Annotated in this window: 15 protein-coding genes, 1 tRNA gene, 1 other RNA gene and 1 other annotated feature; of the genes, 14 read left to right on the plus strand and 3 right to left on the minus strand. The window is 30.6% G+C overall.

Going from position 1 to position 16,165, the window contains the following annotated elements:
* Positions 1-11 precede the first annotated feature (11 nt).
* Together coaE and J418_RS0105300 are read left to right on the plus strand one after the other, a co-directional pair.
* Positions 12-641, plus strand: coding sequence for a dephospho-CoA kinase (gene coaE / locus J418_RS0105295; RefSeq protein ID WP_017894984.1), 630 nt, complete (start codon positions 12-14; stop codon positions 639-641).
* 13 nt (positions 642-654) lie between these two features.
* Entirely contained in the window at positions 655-1,194 is a 540-nt protein-coding gene (locus J418_RS0105300) for a lytic transglycosylase domain-containing protein (RefSeq protein ID WP_017894985.1), read from the plus strand.
* A 102-nt stretch (positions 1,195-1,296) separates the two neighbouring features.
* Here J418_RS0105300 and ssrS read toward each other — a convergent pair.
* The 3 genes from ssrS to J418_RS0105310 form a co-directional block, all read right to left on the minus strand.
* A non-coding RNA gene (ssrS, locus tag J418_RS16035) (6S RNA) lies at positions 1,297-1,474 on the minus strand.
* Positions 1,475-1,570: 96 nt separating this feature from the next.
* Positions 1,571-1,655: transfer RNA gene (locus J418_RS0105305), tRNA-Leu, on the minus strand.
* A gap of 46 nt (positions 1,656-1,701) precedes the next feature.
* On the minus strand, positions 1,702-3,060 hold the full coding sequence (locus tag J418_RS0105310) for a sigma-54 interaction domain-containing protein (RefSeq protein ID WP_017751232.1): 1,359 nt from the start codon (positions 3,058-3,060) through the stop codon (positions 1,702-1,704).
* Positions 3,061-3,317: 257 nt separating this feature from the next.
* Here J418_RS0105310 and J418_RS0105315 point away from each other — a divergent pair, with 257 nt between their 5' ends.
* The 12 genes from J418_RS0105315 (at position 3,318) to J418_RS0105370 (ending at position 16,078) form a co-directional block, all read left to right on the plus strand.
* A complete protein-coding gene (locus J418_RS0105315; RefSeq protein WP_017751233.1) occupies positions 3,318-5,171 on the plus strand; it encodes an APC family permease in 1,854 nt (617 codons plus the stop codon).
* A gap of 265 nt (positions 5,172-5,436) precedes the next feature.
* Positions 5,437-5,874, plus strand: a complete 438-nt coding sequence (locus J418_RS0105320) for an ACT domain-containing protein (RefSeq protein WP_017751234.1) — start codon at positions 5,437-5,439, stop codon at positions 5,872-5,874.
* A 7-nt stretch (positions 5,875-5,881) separates the two neighbouring features.
* Positions 5,882-6,117 (plus strand) — a binding site (T-box leader).
* 65 nt (positions 6,118-6,182) lie between these two features.
* Positions 6,183-7,427, plus strand: a complete 1,245-nt coding sequence (locus J418_RS0105325; RefSeq protein ID WP_017751235.1) for a homoserine dehydrogenase — start codon at positions 6,183-6,185, stop codon at positions 7,425-7,427.
* A gap of 12 nt (positions 7,428-7,439) precedes the next feature.
* A complete protein-coding gene (thrB, locus tag J418_RS0105330) occupies positions 7,440-8,339 on the plus strand; it encodes a homoserine kinase (protein ID WP_017751236.1) in 900 nt (299 codons plus the stop codon).
* 136 nt (positions 8,340-8,475) lie between these two features.
* Positions 8,476-9,237, plus strand: coding sequence for a hypothetical protein (locus J418_RS0105335; protein ID WP_017751237.1), 762 nt, complete (start codon positions 8,476-8,478; stop codon positions 9,235-9,237).
* A 184-nt stretch (positions 9,238-9,421) separates the two neighbouring features.
* Positions 9,422-9,682, plus strand: coding sequence for a DUF4321 domain-containing protein (locus J418_RS0105340; RefSeq protein ID WP_017751238.1), 261 nt, complete (start codon positions 9,422-9,424; stop codon positions 9,680-9,682).
* Between the two features lie 10 nt (positions 9,683-9,692).
* Positions 9,693-10,271 (plus strand): Maf-like protein, encoded by a 579-nt coding sequence (locus tag J418_RS0105345; protein ID WP_017751239.1) that lies wholly within the window; start codon positions 9,693-9,695, stop codon positions 10,269-10,271.
* A gap of 13 nt (positions 10,272-10,284) precedes the next feature.
* Entirely contained in the window at positions 10,285-10,962 is a 678-nt protein-coding gene (gene radC / locus J418_RS0105350; RefSeq protein WP_017751240.1) for a RadC family protein, read from the plus strand.
* 20 nt (positions 10,963-10,982) lie between these two features.
* On the plus strand, positions 10,983-11,993 hold the full coding sequence (locus tag J418_RS0105355; RefSeq protein WP_017751241.1) for a rod shape-determining protein: 1,011 nt from the start codon (positions 10,983-10,985) through the stop codon (positions 11,991-11,993).
* Positions 11,994-12,002: 9 nt separating this feature from the next.
* On the plus strand, positions 12,003-12,875 hold the full coding sequence (gene mreC / locus J418_RS0105360) for a rod shape-determining protein MreC (protein ID WP_023625383.1): 873 nt from the start codon (positions 12,003-12,005) through the stop codon (positions 12,873-12,875).
* 11 nt (positions 12,876-12,886) lie between these two features.
* The gene (gene mreD / locus J418_RS0105365; protein ID WP_017894986.1) at positions 12,887-13,387 is read left to right on the plus strand and encodes a rod shape-determining protein MreD; all 501 of its coding nucleotides are present in this window, start codon (positions 12,887-12,889) and stop codon (positions 13,385-13,387) included.
* A 15-nt stretch (positions 13,388-13,402) separates the two neighbouring features.
* Positions 13,403-16,078 carry a penicillin-binding transpeptidase domain-containing protein gene (locus tag J418_RS0105370; RefSeq protein ID WP_017894987.1) on the plus strand — a complete coding sequence of 892 codons (2,676 nt, stop codon included), beginning with the start codon at positions 13,403-13,405 and terminating at the stop codon, positions 16,076-16,078.
* Positions 16,079-16,165 lie beyond the last annotated feature (87 nt).

Raw genomic sequence — 16,165 nt, forward strand, 5'->3', positions numbered from 1 at the left:
GTGGTGTATTTATGATAAAAATAGGTCTTACAGGCGGAATTGGAAGTGGGAAGAGCACAATTTCCAATATGTTAAAAAAGGCTAACATACCTGTAATAGATGCGGATCTTATAAGCAAGACAGTATTAAATAAATATCCATGTATAATTAAAAATATTGAGGATGCTTTCGGAAAAAAATTTTTTGATAAAAATCACAATCTTAAGAGAAGAGAATTTGGTGATTACATATTTAAATGTAGTGATAGAAGATGTAAATATGAAAGTATAATAATGCCATATATAAAAGAAGACATACTATTTGAAATGGATAGCTTAGATAAAGAAGGAAACAAATTATGTATACTTGATGCTGCAACCTTGATAGAAAATAATTTCAGAAAATATGTAGATGAACTTATATTGGTTTGGATTAACAGAATGACTCAAATAGATAGAGTTAAAGAAAGGGATAATTTGACATATGACCAGGTCATTATAAGAATTGATTCTCAAATGTCATTAGATGAAAAGAAAAAGTATTCCAATTATATATTGGATAATTCCAAAGATCTTGATACAACCAAAAAAAATTTAAAGGATATACTTGAACAGATAGTCATAAAATATAAGGGGGTGAAGTGTCCTGAAATAAATATTTAGGGCATATACATCATTGAAATTTGTAAAAAGAGTAATAACTATTATAATTCTAATAGTAATAGTATTAAATGCTAAAAATATAGCAAAATGTTTTTATCCTCTTAAATATTCATCATATATAAAGGAATACTCTCAAAGATATGACTTGGATCCATATATGGTTATGGCTATAATCAGAACTGAAAGTGGATTTAAAGAAAATGTAAGATCTAATAAAAATGCAATAGGCCTTATGCAAATAACACCAGACACAGCTCAGTGGGCTGCACAAAAAATGAAAATAGATAATTTTAATGAAGATATGCTTGATGATCCTGAATTCAATATAAAAATGGGATGTTGGTATATAAATGATTTAAAAAGTGAGTTCAACAACAATATGAATTTGGTATTGGCAGCTTATAATGGTGGAAGGGGCAATGTAAAAAAATGGCTTAGCAATTTAAATCATTCCTATGATGGGAAGAATTTGGACTATATACCATTTAAGGAAACTGATAAGTACGTGAAAAAAGTTAAGGTTAGCTATAAGGTATATAAATATCTATATTAATAAATACGGATTGATATCAATCCGTATTTATTTTGAAAAATTATTTCCTATAAATTTTCTATAAAATAAAAAGAGAGATAAGAATCTCTCTTTTATTCTCATTGATACTCCAAAATACCGCTGAACTTAATTTGACACCTATCTCTCGATAGGTGGGTGTTCTCACAGATGCATCTATCACTTCCTATGTCTCAAAGGTTACATATACACATCTAAATATTAAACTCCCGATTTAGTAATGTAGGTTCAAATTAAAGCCTTACGCATATTCTAGAAAAAAATCAATTAATATCACATTAAAACATGTAAACAATATCATGTCCACATACACATTATAAAACGTGTAATTTAAAAAGTCAATAGTACTTTTTAAATTTGGTGCGAAAGACGGGACTTGAACCCGTACGATTTTACTCACACGCCCCTCAAACGTGCGCGTCTGCCTATTCCGCCACTCTCGCATAGCTGATTGATACATTTGTATTATAACCACATTCACTTATATTGTCAACTATTTAATTTTTTTATATCTATATTGTATTTATTTATTTTTCTATATATGGTAGCTTTACCAATTTTAAGCACACGAGCTGTTTCGGAAGCGTTTCCATGAAAGTATTTTAAAGCATTACTTATATAAGCCTTTTCTACTTTTTCAAGCGGCATTGGTATATCGGGAGTAAATGGATTTATTTTAAAATCTAAATTGATGTTTTCATGTATTAGATATTTATCAGTTATTAACGAATCTTCACATAGATAGTAGGATCTCTCCACAATATTTCTCAACTCTCTTATGTTGCCAGGAAAATTATATAGAATTAATTTGCCAATATAGGAATTATCCAAGTGTTTTGGAAAGTTGGGATTTTTGGAATTTAATCTGTCTATAAAATGTCTTGCTAGAATTTCGATATCTTCCTTCCTTTCCTGTAAAGGCATAAGATTTAAATTAAGTACACTCAGCCTATAATATAGATCGCCTCTAAAATTTCTATTTTTTATTTCATCTTTTAATAATTTGTTTGTAGCTGCTATAATTCTAACATCAATTGATTTTTCGTAGGTTGCACCAACTCTTACTATCTTTAGATTATCAAGTACTCTTAAAAGTTTAGATTGTATATCAAGAGGGAGTTCTCCTATTTCATCTAGAAATATAGTACCACCATCAGCTAGTTCAAATTTTCCAGGGTAGCCGCCTTTTGAAGCCCCTGTAAAGGCACCTTTTTCATATCCAAATAGCTCACTTTCTACTAATTCTCTTGGAATAGCAGCACAATTTACAGCTACAAAAGGTCCATTATGTCTACTACTGTAATTATGTATAGATTGTGCAAATACTTCTTTTCCTGTTCCACTCTTTCCTTCAATCAATATATTGCAATCTGTATTTGAGGCTCTTTTAGCGAGCTTAATAATATATTCCATTTTTGTTGAGCGGGTTATTATGTCATGAAATGTATAGGAAGCTTTGTACCCTACCACATTATTTACTATTTTGTGCAATCTTTTAGTATCCTTTATGGAGAGAACAATTCCCAATACTTTATCTTTTAGTTTTATAGGTACAATATTTACTATACATCTTATTTTTTTATTACCTAAATAAAATATACAATCTGCATTGAATATATTTTTACCTGTAATTATTATTGAATTCAACATAGTATCTTTTAAAATATTTTTCAAGTTTATATTATATAAAACATCTTCTCCTATATTAAATATTTTAAGTGCAGTTGGATTTGCCATTTTTATATTGAATTTATCATCTGTTATTATAAGCCCATCATTTACAGATTGAAAGATGGATTTGAATGTTGAATTTAATAAATTGTTATTTGAAATAAATTTATCATCCATAGATATCATCCTTAATTATAATTATTTAGCCTAAGTATAACATTTTTATATGAATATTAAAATTAGAATTCATTTTATTTAAAAATTGGAGAATTGTTGTGAAAAACAGATAAAAACATATATGTATACCATAATATAAATAAATATAGTTCTAAATAAGCTTTAAGTATAAAAAAAAGAGTTATGCTAAAAATAGATAATAATATATAATCATTCCGTATCAAATGAAAACAAAATTACTTTTAGAGGTGCAAAAAATGAAATTTAAATTGGGAAAATTTTTGATAGGAGAGAGTTTAAAAACTGAAGAGTTAAAAGGCCAAAAATTAAATGTTTTTTGGGGGTTGCCTATACTGTCTAGTGATGCAATTTCCTCAGTAGCCTATGCAGGAGAAGAAATATTATGGGTTCTCATACCTGTGATTGGAATGATGGCTTATAAATATATGTTCCTTGCATCGCTTTGCATTGTATTTTTGATGTTTGTTGTTACTCTTTCTTATAGACAAACTATAGATGCATATCCTGGAGGAGGAGGTTCTTATGTTGTTGCAAAAGATAATTTGGGAAAAATTCCTGGATTAGTAGCTGGAGCATCCCTAACCATAGGATATATACTTACAGTTGCTGTTAGTGCATCAGCTGGAACAGCAGCTATAACATCTGCAATACCTGAGATTTTGCATTATAAGGTTTTGATAACTATATTGTTGATACTTGTTATGACAATTGGGAATCTTAGAGGTCTTAGAGAATCATCAAAGACATTTGGTACTCCAACTTATATATTTATGATATTGATATTGGCCATGATTGTATGGGGAATTTTTAAGGTTAAGGTTTTAGGATATACTCCTATGCCAGTTTATAAAGTCCCACAGATCACTGGTGATATAACATTGTTTTTATTTTTACGGGCATTTTCATCCGGGTGTACAGCTTTGACAGGTATTGAAGCAGTAAGCAATGCTATACCTAACTTTGAAGAACCATCACAGAAAAATGCAAAAATGGTACTTGGATTGCTGTCTTTGGTTGTATTTTTAATATTTGGAGGACTATCTTACCTAGCTACACTTTATCATGCAGTACCAAATTCTCAAGTAACTGTAGTAGCACAAATTGCATCTCAAGTATTTGGCAATAATATTTTATTTTATGTAGTTCAGGGTGCTACTGCAATTATACTTATATTGGCAAGTAATACTGCATTTGCAGGACTACCTATGCTTCTTGCTTATATAGCTAAAGATGGATTTGCACCAAGGCAATTTGCAAAACGAGGAAAGAGACTTGGATATTCCAATGGAATTGTAACTCTTAGTATTATATCAATTATATTGGTTATAATATTTAAAAGTGATACACATTATTTAATGCCTTTATATGCAGTAGGTGTATTTATATCATTTACTCTTTCCCAATTGGGTATGTTTATTAGATGGAGAAGAAAAAAACAACATGCATGGAGACGTAAATCAATCATAAATGGAATTGGGGCATTTATAACTTTTGTAACGGCAGTAATACTTGGAATAACTAAATTTATCAGTGGAGCGTGGATAGTATTTATAGTTATACCTATACTTGTATATTTTATGCTTATTATAAAAAAACACTACTCAGAAGTTGCAAGACAGTTAAAATTATCTATAAATGAAATGCCTAAAGAAATAAATTTTAAAGATCAGAAGAGGTATGTGATAGTACCTATAGATACTTTGAATAAATCATTTTTAAAAGCATTGAATTATGCAAGAACTATATCAGATAATATAATAATATTTCATGTTTCAGTAGATGATATGACAACTGAAAAGTTATTGAAAAAATGGAATGAATACAATAATGAGTATAACATGGATATACCTATAATAGTAAAAAAATCTCCTTATAGAAGCATTGTTGGACCCCTTGTGAAATTTATAGAATCTGAAGAGTATTCAGCTGGACCTAAAGATACAGTAACAGTGGTTCTACCTCAATTTGTAGTCACCAAGTGGTGGGGAAACATACTGCACAATCAGACGGCTCTTCTAATTAAAACCATACTTCTTAAGAGGAGAAATATAGCTATAGTAACAGTGCCTTATATAATATTTGAAAAGTAGGTATTATTTATAGATAAAAATTTGTAAACTCACAAATTTTTATCTATTTTTTATTTAATTATTACAATTTATTAAAATGTACTTAAATATAACGTTATCATTTATTAATAAGATAAAAGGCATCGTATTCATAATATAACATATTCAGTAGATGAAATAAATAATTCAAAATTATGATTGAACTTTAAATTATTATGTGATATTATTAGAAATATAATTTTTCACATACATATGTACGCGAATGACAAACAAATAAGGAGAGCTTATGAATAATAGGTTTTTAATAATAGATTCAGAGATTCTTCCGGGTGTTTTTTTAAAAGTTATAAAGGTAAAGGAGTTTCTTAGAACTGGAAAGGTAAAGGATATATCGGAGGGTGTAAAAAAGGTAGGAATAAGTAGAAGCACATATTATAAATATAAGGATTCAGTTTTTGCAATGTCAGAAGGTGTAAATGGTCATAAAGTTACCTTGGGATTTATGATTTTGCACAAAGCAGGAGCTTTGTCACAGATAATTGATAAAATAGCACAAAAGCATGGCAATATCTTGACTATAAATCAGGATATACCTATAAACAATGCAGCTAGTGTATCTATAACTTTTGATGCATCCAAGCTTATAATAGACATTAATGAATTGATTGAAGACATAAAACTTATAGATAGTATAGTAAACGTTAGGTTGGTAGCAGTAGAATAAAAATAAATTAAAGATTATGAAGAGGAAGAGTAGATATGAACTGCTTTTGTAGAGAAAAGGATAATATGCTGAAATATCCTTTAAGTAAGAGTATTGAAGATCACCTTTGAATTGAATACTGAATTTTAGTAAGTATTTCCGCTTGGTTGCGTTAAATTATAAGAGATGACAGTATTACTATGTAAACATAATATAGAATTGCTGTTAAATTGGGTGGAACCGCATGTAGAACTTGCCCCAGTAAGGGATGAGTTCTTTTTATATATCAAATTAGTTAAAAAAGTACATAATTAAGGAGGAAAATGAATATGGCAGTTATAGCTATGCTTGGATATGGAGTTGTTGGCAGCGGGGTTGCTGAACTTATATTAAAAAATAGAAATAAATTTAAAAGTAGATTGGATGAGGAACTTACTATATCAAATATTCTAGTAAGAAGTGTAGAAAAGTACAAAGACAGTAAATATAAGGAATTGATTACAAATAATATAGAAGATATTTTCAAGAAAAAAGTTGATATAGTAGTAGAAGCTATGGGTGGACTAAATCCTTCTTATGAATATATTAAAAGAGCTTTAAAGATGAAAAAACATGTAGTAACAGCAAATAAGGATTTAATTGCAGAATATGGACATGAACTTTTGGAATTAGCTAAGGAAAATGGAGTTTCTATTCATTTTGAGGCAAGTGTAGGTGGAGGAATACCTATACTAAAATCCATGAATGAGTGTTTGGTTGGAAATGATATAAAGAGTATAAGAGCTATTCTAAATGGTACTACTAATTTTATACTATCTAAGATGAATCATGAAAATATGGGATATGATGAAGCATTGAAACTTGCCCAGGACCTTGGCTTTGCTGAAGCTAACCCTGAATCAGATGTCATGGGATATGATGCTGCACGAAAATTATCAATACTCTCTACAATAGCATATAATAAGAGAATTTATTGGAAAGATATGGATATAGAGGGAATTACAAATATTGATGATCGTGATTTTAGATATGCTAGAACAAGAGGGTGCAGTATAAAACTTCTGGGTATCAGTGAAGATACTGGAAAAGATGTATTTGCATCAGTTAGGCCAATTATAGTAAAAGAAAATTCTGTACTTGGAAGAATTGAAGATGAATACAATGCAATCTTAGTTGAAGGTGATGCCGTAGGAGACGTCTTATTTACAGGTAAAGGTGCAGGTATGTTTCCAACAGCTAGTGCAGTATTTGCAGATATAGCTGATATAATAATGCATAAAGAAGAAGAAAGTATTACTTTTAATGATAAAAAAGCTGAAATAAATAAGGAATGGGAATTACAAAGTGAATGGCTTGTAAGATTAAAAACTCACAATAGAATAGAAGTTATTGAAAGTATAACTGAAAATTTTACAAGTAGTTATATATTGGCTAGTGCAGCTACATTTGACGATGATGAAGTGGTGGCATTTATAAAATCTGAAAATGAACATAACCTAAATAAATATATTGAAAATTTAAGGAAGAGAGAATATATCAGGTCTGCAAAAAAAATATTGATTTCAAAAAACTAAGGAGGATATAGTATGACTAAAGTGAATATCAGAATACCGGCAACTACAGCAAATATGGGACCTGGATTTGATACTTTAGGTATGGCTCTTAAATTATATAATGAAATGGAAGTTGAAGAAACAAACAATGAAACTGAAATATATAATTGTGGAACTAAACTTACAGAAAATTTTAAAGATAATTTGATATATAAAACTATAACACAGACTATGGATAAATATGGTTATGATTATAAAGGACTTAAAATAAATGTAACAAAATGTGATATACCAATGTCAAGGGGGCTTGGAAGTAGTTCGGCCTGTATAGTTGGAGGAATAAGGGCTGCGGATTCAATTATGAATACCAATATGTCTTTAGAAGATATAATTTCATTTGCAACTGAAATAGAGGGACATCCTGATAATGTAGTGCCTGCAGCACTTGGTGGAATGGTTATATCTTTAAAAATAAAAGATAGAATAAATTATTCTAGAGTCAAGTTGCCTACACAATTAAAATTTGCAGCAATGATACCTACCTTTGAGGTGAGCACTGCACTTTCAAGAAAGGTATTACCTGAGTCATATTTAAAAGAGGACTGTATATTCAACATATCTAGATCTGCCATGCTTATAAGCGCTTTAAACAATGGGGAACTTGACAAACTTAGAATATGTTTTGAAGATAGAATACATCAACCTTATAGAAAAAAACTTATAGAAGATTATGATGCTATTTTTGAATACGTCAAAAAGTTTGGATCTATAGGTGAATTTATAAGTGGATCAGGATCTACACTAATGGCTGTTGTTAAAGATAATAATGCCGATGAATTTATAAGTTATATGAAGAATTTTTTAAATGGACTTGAAAATAGTTGGAAGATAATTTTACTTGAACCTGATCTAGAAGGAGCGAAGGTCTTGTAAAAGCCTATCACTATCATTATTGATTTATGGTAGTGATAGGCTTTTATTTTAATAGCCAGTAATATTTTTCTCACTTTTTAAATATCTTTAATATATAGATATAAATATTTAAACTTTAAGAAGATGAGGTGGGAAAATGAAATACACACGATATGATTTGAAAAAGGAAAAAGGAACAAAGAATTTTGTACTTATGATAGCTTTGGTATTGATAGCTGCATTTATCATCGGAACAGTGGCATCTAAAATAATCATGGATTATTATAATGTTTCTGAACCTACTCCCGCAAGTACACAGCAAACTGTCAAAAATAATTCAAATAAAAGTAATAACACAGTTAGCAATGATAAGAATAATGCTGCTTCAAATACTGGTAATAAAAAGTCTTCTGCAGATGGAAGCCAAGTTAAATTCGTAGCAGTACAGGGCGGAATTTATAAAGATAAAAAAAATGTGGCTGCAGAAAAAAATTTACTCATGCAGTATGGAACACCTTTTGAAATTCAGGAAGATGATAAAGTTAGAATTTTTTTGGGGATATATGGAGATAATACAGCAAAAGATATCATGGCATCACTTACGAAACAAAAGGTAGATAATTCCAATATGGATTTTACAATAAAAAAGACTGATGTTTGCAATGCAGAAATAATAGAGATAATAGATGCAAATTTACAAGTTTTAAATAAGCTTTCTCAAAAAGATATACAGTCTATAAAGACAGATCAACTAAAAAAATGGTGCTCCTCTTTGGAAGGTGCTGATAAAAATAGCAAAAATTTTATAATACTTAAAGATTTAAAGGAAAATGTAAGCAAACTCCCATCTCAGCTGTCCAAAGATAAAGTAGAAGGAAATTATATATATATATATAATGTATTGAAAAAAATTAAATAAACTAATTTAATAATTAGTAATATTTGTGTATAATTAAAGGTGGTTAGTATAAGTAAAACTCTTGCAATACTTGCCATCTTTATTTTTAATTTAAAAATTTTTTTAACAATAATATATTTACTTGTTTATGCTTTTATTAAATGATAAACTATATTAGATATGTTGTTAAAGTAGGGGGATTTACGTGAAGGGGACAGTTAAGAGTGCAGCTTTTTTATGGTTCCTGATACTTTTGGGTGCTGTAGCTGGAAGTCTTATAGGTGATGCAATAGGCAGCAGAATAAGTATACTTCAATTTTTAAAAGATTCCTATGAAATAGGCGCAAAGACACCTTTGGTGTTAAATTTAAAAATTTTAACTTTAACTGTAGGAATAAATTTTAATATAAATATTATGACTATAATAGGTGTAATTATGGCTATAATATTATATAGAAGATACTAGGAGTGATTGAATGAAAATTATATTAGCATCTTCATCTATTAGAAGACAGCAACTTTTAAAACGGCTTGTAGATGATTTCGATATTGTAGAAAGCGGTTTTGTAGAGAACAGCATTAAGTATAATGGGGATTGTAAAACTTATGTTATGGAACTTGCTTTAGGCAAGGCAAATGATGTATGTAATAAGCTTGAAGATAAGCAACTTATCATAATAGGATGTGATACAGTTGTATATTTTAATGGAAAGATACTTGGAAAGCCAAAAGATAGAGAAGAAGCTTTTCATATGTTGAAGTCTTTAAGTGGAAATGAGCATCAAGTTTATACTGGCCTAGCAGTTATTAATAAATTTTCTGGCATTGTAAGACAGGAATTTGTGAAAACTAGTGTTAGATTTTCCAACATATCGAATAATGAGATAGAAAAGTATTTAAAAAAGGAAGAATATGGAGACAAGGCTGGTGCCTATGGAATTCAGGGATATGCAGGGATATTTATACCTGAAATTAGAGGATGTTATTACAATGTAGTAGGCTTGCCTCTCAACAGATTGTACAAAATGTTAATTGGAATGGGGGTAAATCTATAAAAGGAGTTTTTAAATGAACAGAATTAAAGATTTACCTGAAAATGAAAGACCAAGAGAAAGACTTTTTAGATATGGCCCTGAAGCTCTGTCCAATATAGAACTTTTAGCAATACTTCTTGGTTGTGGCAGTAAAAAAGAGAATATAATATCTTTGAGTAGTAGGATAATACAAAATAATGGGGGAATAAATGGAGTATTTGATTCTACACTAGAGGATTTTACTAATATTAGCGGAATTGGAAAGGCAAAAGCAGCTAAACTTTTGGCTGTAATAGAATTATCTAAAAGATTTAAATCTTTTAAAGATGGTGACAATTATAAAATACACAATTCACAAGATGCGGCTATGCTTGTAATGAAAGAAATGAAATCATTAAAGCAGGAACACCTTGTAGTTATAATGTTGAATACAAAAAATGTAGTTATAAGTGTAAAAAATGTTTTTATAGGAAGTTTGAATTCTTCTATAGTTCATCCTAGAGAAGTTTTTAGTTATGCTATTAAAAACAGCAGTGCGTCTATAATAATATGTCATAATCATCCATCTGGCGATCCATCTCCAAGTGATGAGGATATAAAAGTTACTTATAGACTAGAAAAATGTGGTGAAATATTGGGTATACACCTTATTGATCATCTAATAATAGGAAACGGTCAATATATTAGTTTGAAAGAAAAAGGAATATTGTGAGGTTGAAAGGAGAAGTATAAATGGGATTTTTCGGAATTTCGAGAGATATGGGAATTGATTTGGGAACAGCTAATACTTTAATATATGTAAAAGGAAAAGGCATAGTTCTCAGAGAACCATCAGTTGTTGCTATAAATACTAATTCAAAAAAAGTTATGGCAGTTGGAAATGAAGCAAAGGATATGATAGGAAGAACTCCTGGAAATATTGTAGCTATAAGGCCTTTAAAAGACGGTGTTATTGCTGATTTTGATGTTACACATACAATGCTTAGAAAGTTTATTGAAAAGGTTAGCCCCAAATCAGCATTTACCAGTCCTAGGATATTTGTATGCTTTCCATCAGGAGTTACAGAAGTAGAGAAAAGAGCAATTGAGGAAGCTACAAAACATGCAGGTGCAAGAGATGTACTGTTAATGGAAGAACCTATGGCAGCAGCAATTGGAGCAGGCTTACCTGTAAATGAGCCTACAGGAAGTATGATTGTTGATATAGGTGGTGGTACTACTGAAGTAGCAATAATATCACTTGGAGGAATAGTTACAAGTAAGTCACTTAGAATTGCAGGGGATGAACTTGATGAAGCTATAATAAACTATATAAAGAAAGAATATAATCTTATGATAGGTGAAAGAACAGCTGAAAATGTAAAAATACAGCTTGGTTCAGCATATGATACTGGTGAAAATGAATCTATGGAAATAAGAGGAAGAGATTTGATAACAGGATTACCAAAATTAATATCTATAGACGAAGAGGAAATAAGGGGAGCTCTTAAAGAGCCTGTTGCTGCTATAATAGATTCAATAAAAACAACATTGGAAAAAACTCCACCAGAACTTGCATCAGATATAATGGACAAAGGGATCATGGTAGCAGGTGGAGGAGCCATGCTCAGAGGGTTAGAACAACTTATAAATTTAGAAACACATATTCCAGTTCACACAGCTGAAACTCCTTTGGACTGTGTAGCATTAGGTGCAGGAAAAGCCCTAGATACTATAGATAAAATAGTAGCTAGTAGAAAATAGTGAATTATTATGAAATTTTTTAGAAATAAACTGGCAGTAGCTATAGTAGTACTGTCAGTTGCGTTTTTAATATTGATTTCTTTTAGCGTAAAGAATAATGGAGTGTTCTTTATGAGAAATGGAGTAGGTGTTGTATTCAATCCAATACAAGGTGGAATTTATAAGTTAAATAATGGTATCAAACAATCTTTGAGTTTTATATTTAATATATCTGATATTAAAGAGCAAAATAAACAACTTACTAAAAAAAATAGTGAGTTGGAAAATAAACTTGTTGAATATAATTTATTGAAAAGTGAAAATAGTTCTTTAAGAAAAGAACTTAATTTTAAAAAGGAAAAAATGGAATACAACTATATAGGCTGTGACATAATAGGAAGAGGCGGAAGCAGTATATTGGATGAATTTACTGTAAATAGAGGAAGTAATGATGGAATAAAAAAAGGAATGGTGGCCGAAACTGCAGAAGGCCTTGTAGGCCAGGTAGTACATGTAGAAAAGAATTGGTCAATAGTTAGATCTATAGCCAGTGAAAATTTAGCCGTAGGTGCAGAACCACAGTTATCAGACACAAAAAGCCAGAATTCAGATGAAACTTCAGATGAAGGCATTGTAAAGGGGTATAATCAGGGTACAAATAAACTACTTACAAAATTATACTATCTTCCAATTGAGTCGAAAATAAAAAAGGGAGATACAATTTTGACTTCAGGAATTGATAATTCATATCCTAGGGGAATAAGAATAGGAAGTGTTGTAACTGTGGAACTGGATAAGGGAAAAGTAATGAAAAATGCTGTTGTAAAACCATTTGTAGATTTTAATAAAATTCAGGAAATGCTTATAGTAGTTCCCAAGAATCAAATAGATGTAAAGTATTAAGGTGATGTTCTATGAAAAAATTGAACAAATTATTAATAGTAGGTATTATATGTATTATATGCTTTATACTTGATAACTCACTAATGCCATTCTTTGCAATTAAAACCATTTATCCCAGTCTGCTTTTTACATTTGTAGTTTGTTACTCCATTAGCAGTGGAAGTTGGGAAGGTCTTTGGCTAGGTATATTTTCAGGTTTCCTTCAGGATATCTATTTTATAAATGGGTTTTGGACAAATACATTTGTAAATATGATAATATGTTTTGTTGCAGGATTTGTAGGTGCAAATATTTTTAGACAAAAGAGATTCATTCCAGTAATAGCATGTCTCTTATTGTCAATCTTAAAAGGAGTATTGCTTTTCGTAATATTGTGGTTAAGTGGAATGACTATAAATATAAGTGATGTATTTTTTACAAGTGTATATAATATGATTGTATGTATATTTATGTACATTCCAGTATACAGATTTTGTAAAATAGATTCTATGAAAAGTGAATGGAAATTTTAAAGGAATGGTGATTTAATGAAATTGCAAGAAAAGAAAAAAATATCCAGATTTACTGCACTTATTATAGTAATGACAGTTATTTTTAGTGTTATAGCTGGAAAACTTTTTTCTCTGCAAATTGTACAAGGTGCACAGTACAAAGAAAAAGCTGTCAATAGGTCTATAAGACAAATAGCAGATCCAGCTCCAAGAGGAAATATACTTGACAAGAATGGAAATATACTGGCTAGAAGCGAACAAAGTTATACTCTTGTGTACAATCAAACCGATACAAATGATAAAAAGTTTTTTACAACCATGGATAAGGTATTCAAGATTTTAGATGCAAATGGAGAAAGTCAGCAGGACGATTTTGAACTTAAGATAAATCCATTTAAATTTGAATTTAGAAGTGATGATCCAGAAACCAGAAAAAATTTGGAGATAAAATTCAAAAGGGACAGAGGGTTAAATGAGCCGATAGAGAAGAAAATAAAAACGAAAAACAAGGATATATCCGATGATGAACTAAAAAAACAGGTAAATGACCAGCTGCTTAAAATTTCTCCTAAGAAAACCTATGAACTTCTTTTAAAAAAGTACAGTATAAATAGTAGCTATCCTATGGAAGAACAGAGAAAATTTATGATAATAAAAGATACTATAAAAATGCATAGTTTTTCAGGATATGATCCAGTTGTAATAGCAAGTAATATTAAAAAATCCACTGCATTGAAGTTTTCACAAATATTAAATGATCTCCCTGGAGTAGACATGAATATTCAGCCAATAAGACAGTATCCTAATAAAGAGCTGGCATCTGGAATTCTAGGATACATATCTAAAATAAGCAGTACGGATACAGCCAAGTATAAGGCCAAGGGATATGATACCAATAGTGACTACATTGGTCAGGCTGGAATAGAAGCTGCCTTTGAAGATGTACTAAAAGGAAAAAAAGGTGGAAGAACTGTAAAATTAAATAATAATGGAAAAATAATTCAGGAACTGGGAACTACAACCCCGAAACCTGGAAATAATGTTAAACTTACTATAGATAAAAATGTACAGGCAGCTGCTGAAAAGGCACTGGATGACAGAATGAAAGAATTGCAGTCAAATCCATATGGTCAACAAAGATCTGATACTACTAATGCAACAAGGGGAGCTGCTGTAGTAATTGATGTAAATACAGGTGATATAATTGCAATGGCAAGCAGGCCTGGATATGACCCAAATCTGTTTTCCGTACCTGGAAGACTTACATCAGAACAGTACAATCAGTATTTCAGCCCTAATTTAGAAAAATTTGGAAGAAATTACATTGAAAAAAGAGGAATTACGAGCCTATATCCTGGCAAAAGTGAAACTGATGTATTGAATATACTGTTTCCGCTGGACAAAAGCATAAAGGGGAATACAACTATAAGACAGGATGTATATGACATATATCCTAAGCCATTTTACAACTATGCTACACAGTCTCTCATACCACCGGGATCCACATTCAAGCCAATGACTGCTATAGCAGGATTGGAAAGTGGAGCCATAACTCCTGATTTTAGTATAGATGATGAAGGTATGTTTGATAAAGGTGGTGGAAATATTACGCACTTTTATCTGGATGGAGCTAATGGATGGGTAAATCTTGCGAGAGCCATAGAAAGGTCAAGTAACCCTTACTTTATGACAGTAGGTAAGAGAATAAGGGATTCTTTTGGAGATGATACCTTAGCTAAATATGCTTGGAAATTTGGACTTGGTGCAGACCCTAATAGCAAGACTACTCCAACTACCGGAATAGAAATACCGGAGAAATACGGTCAGGTGTACAATACAGTATCCAATAAAAATTCTTTTGCCAATACTTATCTTTGGAAAGTCATGAAAAATCTTAAAGATGGAATTGATGACAAAGGAAACAAATTGGTTTCACTGGATCTATATGATAATGCAAATGATTCAGATAAAGTTAAGCAAATTAAAAAAGACATAAAAAATTTAATACAGAGTTCCATAAAAAATGGAAGCAAATCTTTTGATGGAACCAAGTACAAGGAACTTTTTTCAGAACTTGTACAAGAAGATCCCAACAATAAAAAAGAAATTACAAACAGGCAGATGAGTAATCTTATAGATGCAATAAATTATACTACTGTTTCGGATGCAAATTCTCAATTAAATGTACCAGCCAATATAGAAGATGCTTCTATAGGACAGGGATTAAATCAATTTACACCACTGCAGATGGCAAATTATATTGCTACTATTGCTAATGGAGGTACACGATATAAACTACATTTGGTTGACAGTATACTTGATTCAAATGGAAAAGTTATAAAAAAGATAAAACCGGAAGTTGCAGAGAAGACAGGGGTCAGTGCTGAAAATATAGCAGCTGTTAAGGCTGGTATGGAGGCAGTTAATGAAAAAGGTACTGCATCTGGTACATTTGCAGATTTTCCTATAAAGACTGCAGGTAAGACAGGTACTGCAAGTTTGGGAAACCAAGAAGAGATTGGTAGAACCGATTATGCAGAATATGTAGGATACGCACCTCTTGACAAGCCTCAGATAGCTGTATATGCAGTTGTATTTGATGGAGGACAGGGAGCTGGTTCTGCACAGATTGCAAAGGACATATATACTGCTTATTTTAAACTTAATCAAAATAGTACCAGTACAACTAGTACTACCCAAAGTCAGAATTAGAATATAATATTTTGTATAAAGAGTTGTACATAGGATCTCTATGTGTAACTTTTGTCGAGAATATAGATAGATTTGTGTAAAATAGAT

It is taken from the genome of Clostridium tyrobutyricum DSM 2637 = ATCC 25755 = JCM 11008 (assembly GCF_000359585.1).
GTDB lineage: Bacteria > Bacillota > Clostridia > Clostridiales > Clostridiaceae > Clostridium_B > Clostridium_B tyrobutyricum.

Coding starts and splice junctions, on each gene's coding strand:
- mreC (WP_023625383.1), top strand. CDS start 12,003: ATGAAATTTTTTAGAAATAAACTGGCAGTAGCTATAGTAGTACTGTCA.
- coaE (WP_017894984.1), top strand. CDS start 12: ATGATAAAAATAGGTCTTACAGGCGGAATTGGAAGTGGGAAGAGCACA.
- J418_RS0105370 (WP_017894987.1), top strand. CDS start 13,403: ATGAAATTGCAAGAAAAGAAAAAAATATCCAGATTTACTGCACTTATT.
- J418_RS0105325 (WP_017751235.1), top strand. CDS start 6,183: ATGGCAGTTATAGCTATGCTTGGATATGGAGTTGTTGGCAGCGGGGTT.
- J418_RS0105355 (WP_017751241.1), top strand. CDS start 10,983: ATGGGATTTTTCGGAATTTCGAGAGATATGGGAATTGATTTGGGAACA.
- J418_RS0105335 (WP_017751237.1), top strand. CDS start 8,476: ATGAAATACACACGATATGATTTGAAAAAGGAAAAAGGAACAAAGAAT.
- J418_RS0105310 (WP_017751232.1), bottom strand. CDS start 3,060: ATGGATGATAAATTTATTTCAAATAACAATTTATTAAATTCAACATTC.
- J418_RS0105320 (WP_017751234.1), top strand. CDS start 5,437: ATGAATAATAGGTTTTTAATAATAGATTCAGAGATTCTTCCGGGTGTT.
- mreD (WP_017894986.1), top strand. CDS start 12,887: ATGAAAAAATTGAACAAATTATTAATAGTAGGTATTATATGTATTATA.
- thrB (WP_017751236.1), top strand. CDS start 7,440: ATGACTAAAGTGAATATCAGAATACCGGCAACTACAGCAAATATGGGA.
- J418_RS0105345 (WP_017751239.1), top strand. CDS start 9,693: ATGAAAATTATATTAGCATCTTCATCTATTAGAAGACAGCAACTTTTA.
- J418_RS0105315 (WP_017751233.1), top strand. CDS start 3,318: ATGAAATTTAAATTGGGAAAATTTTTGATAGGAGAGAGTTTAAAAACT.
- radC (WP_017751240.1), top strand. CDS start 10,285: ATGAACAGAATTAAAGATTTACCTGAAAATGAAAGACCAAGAGAAAGA.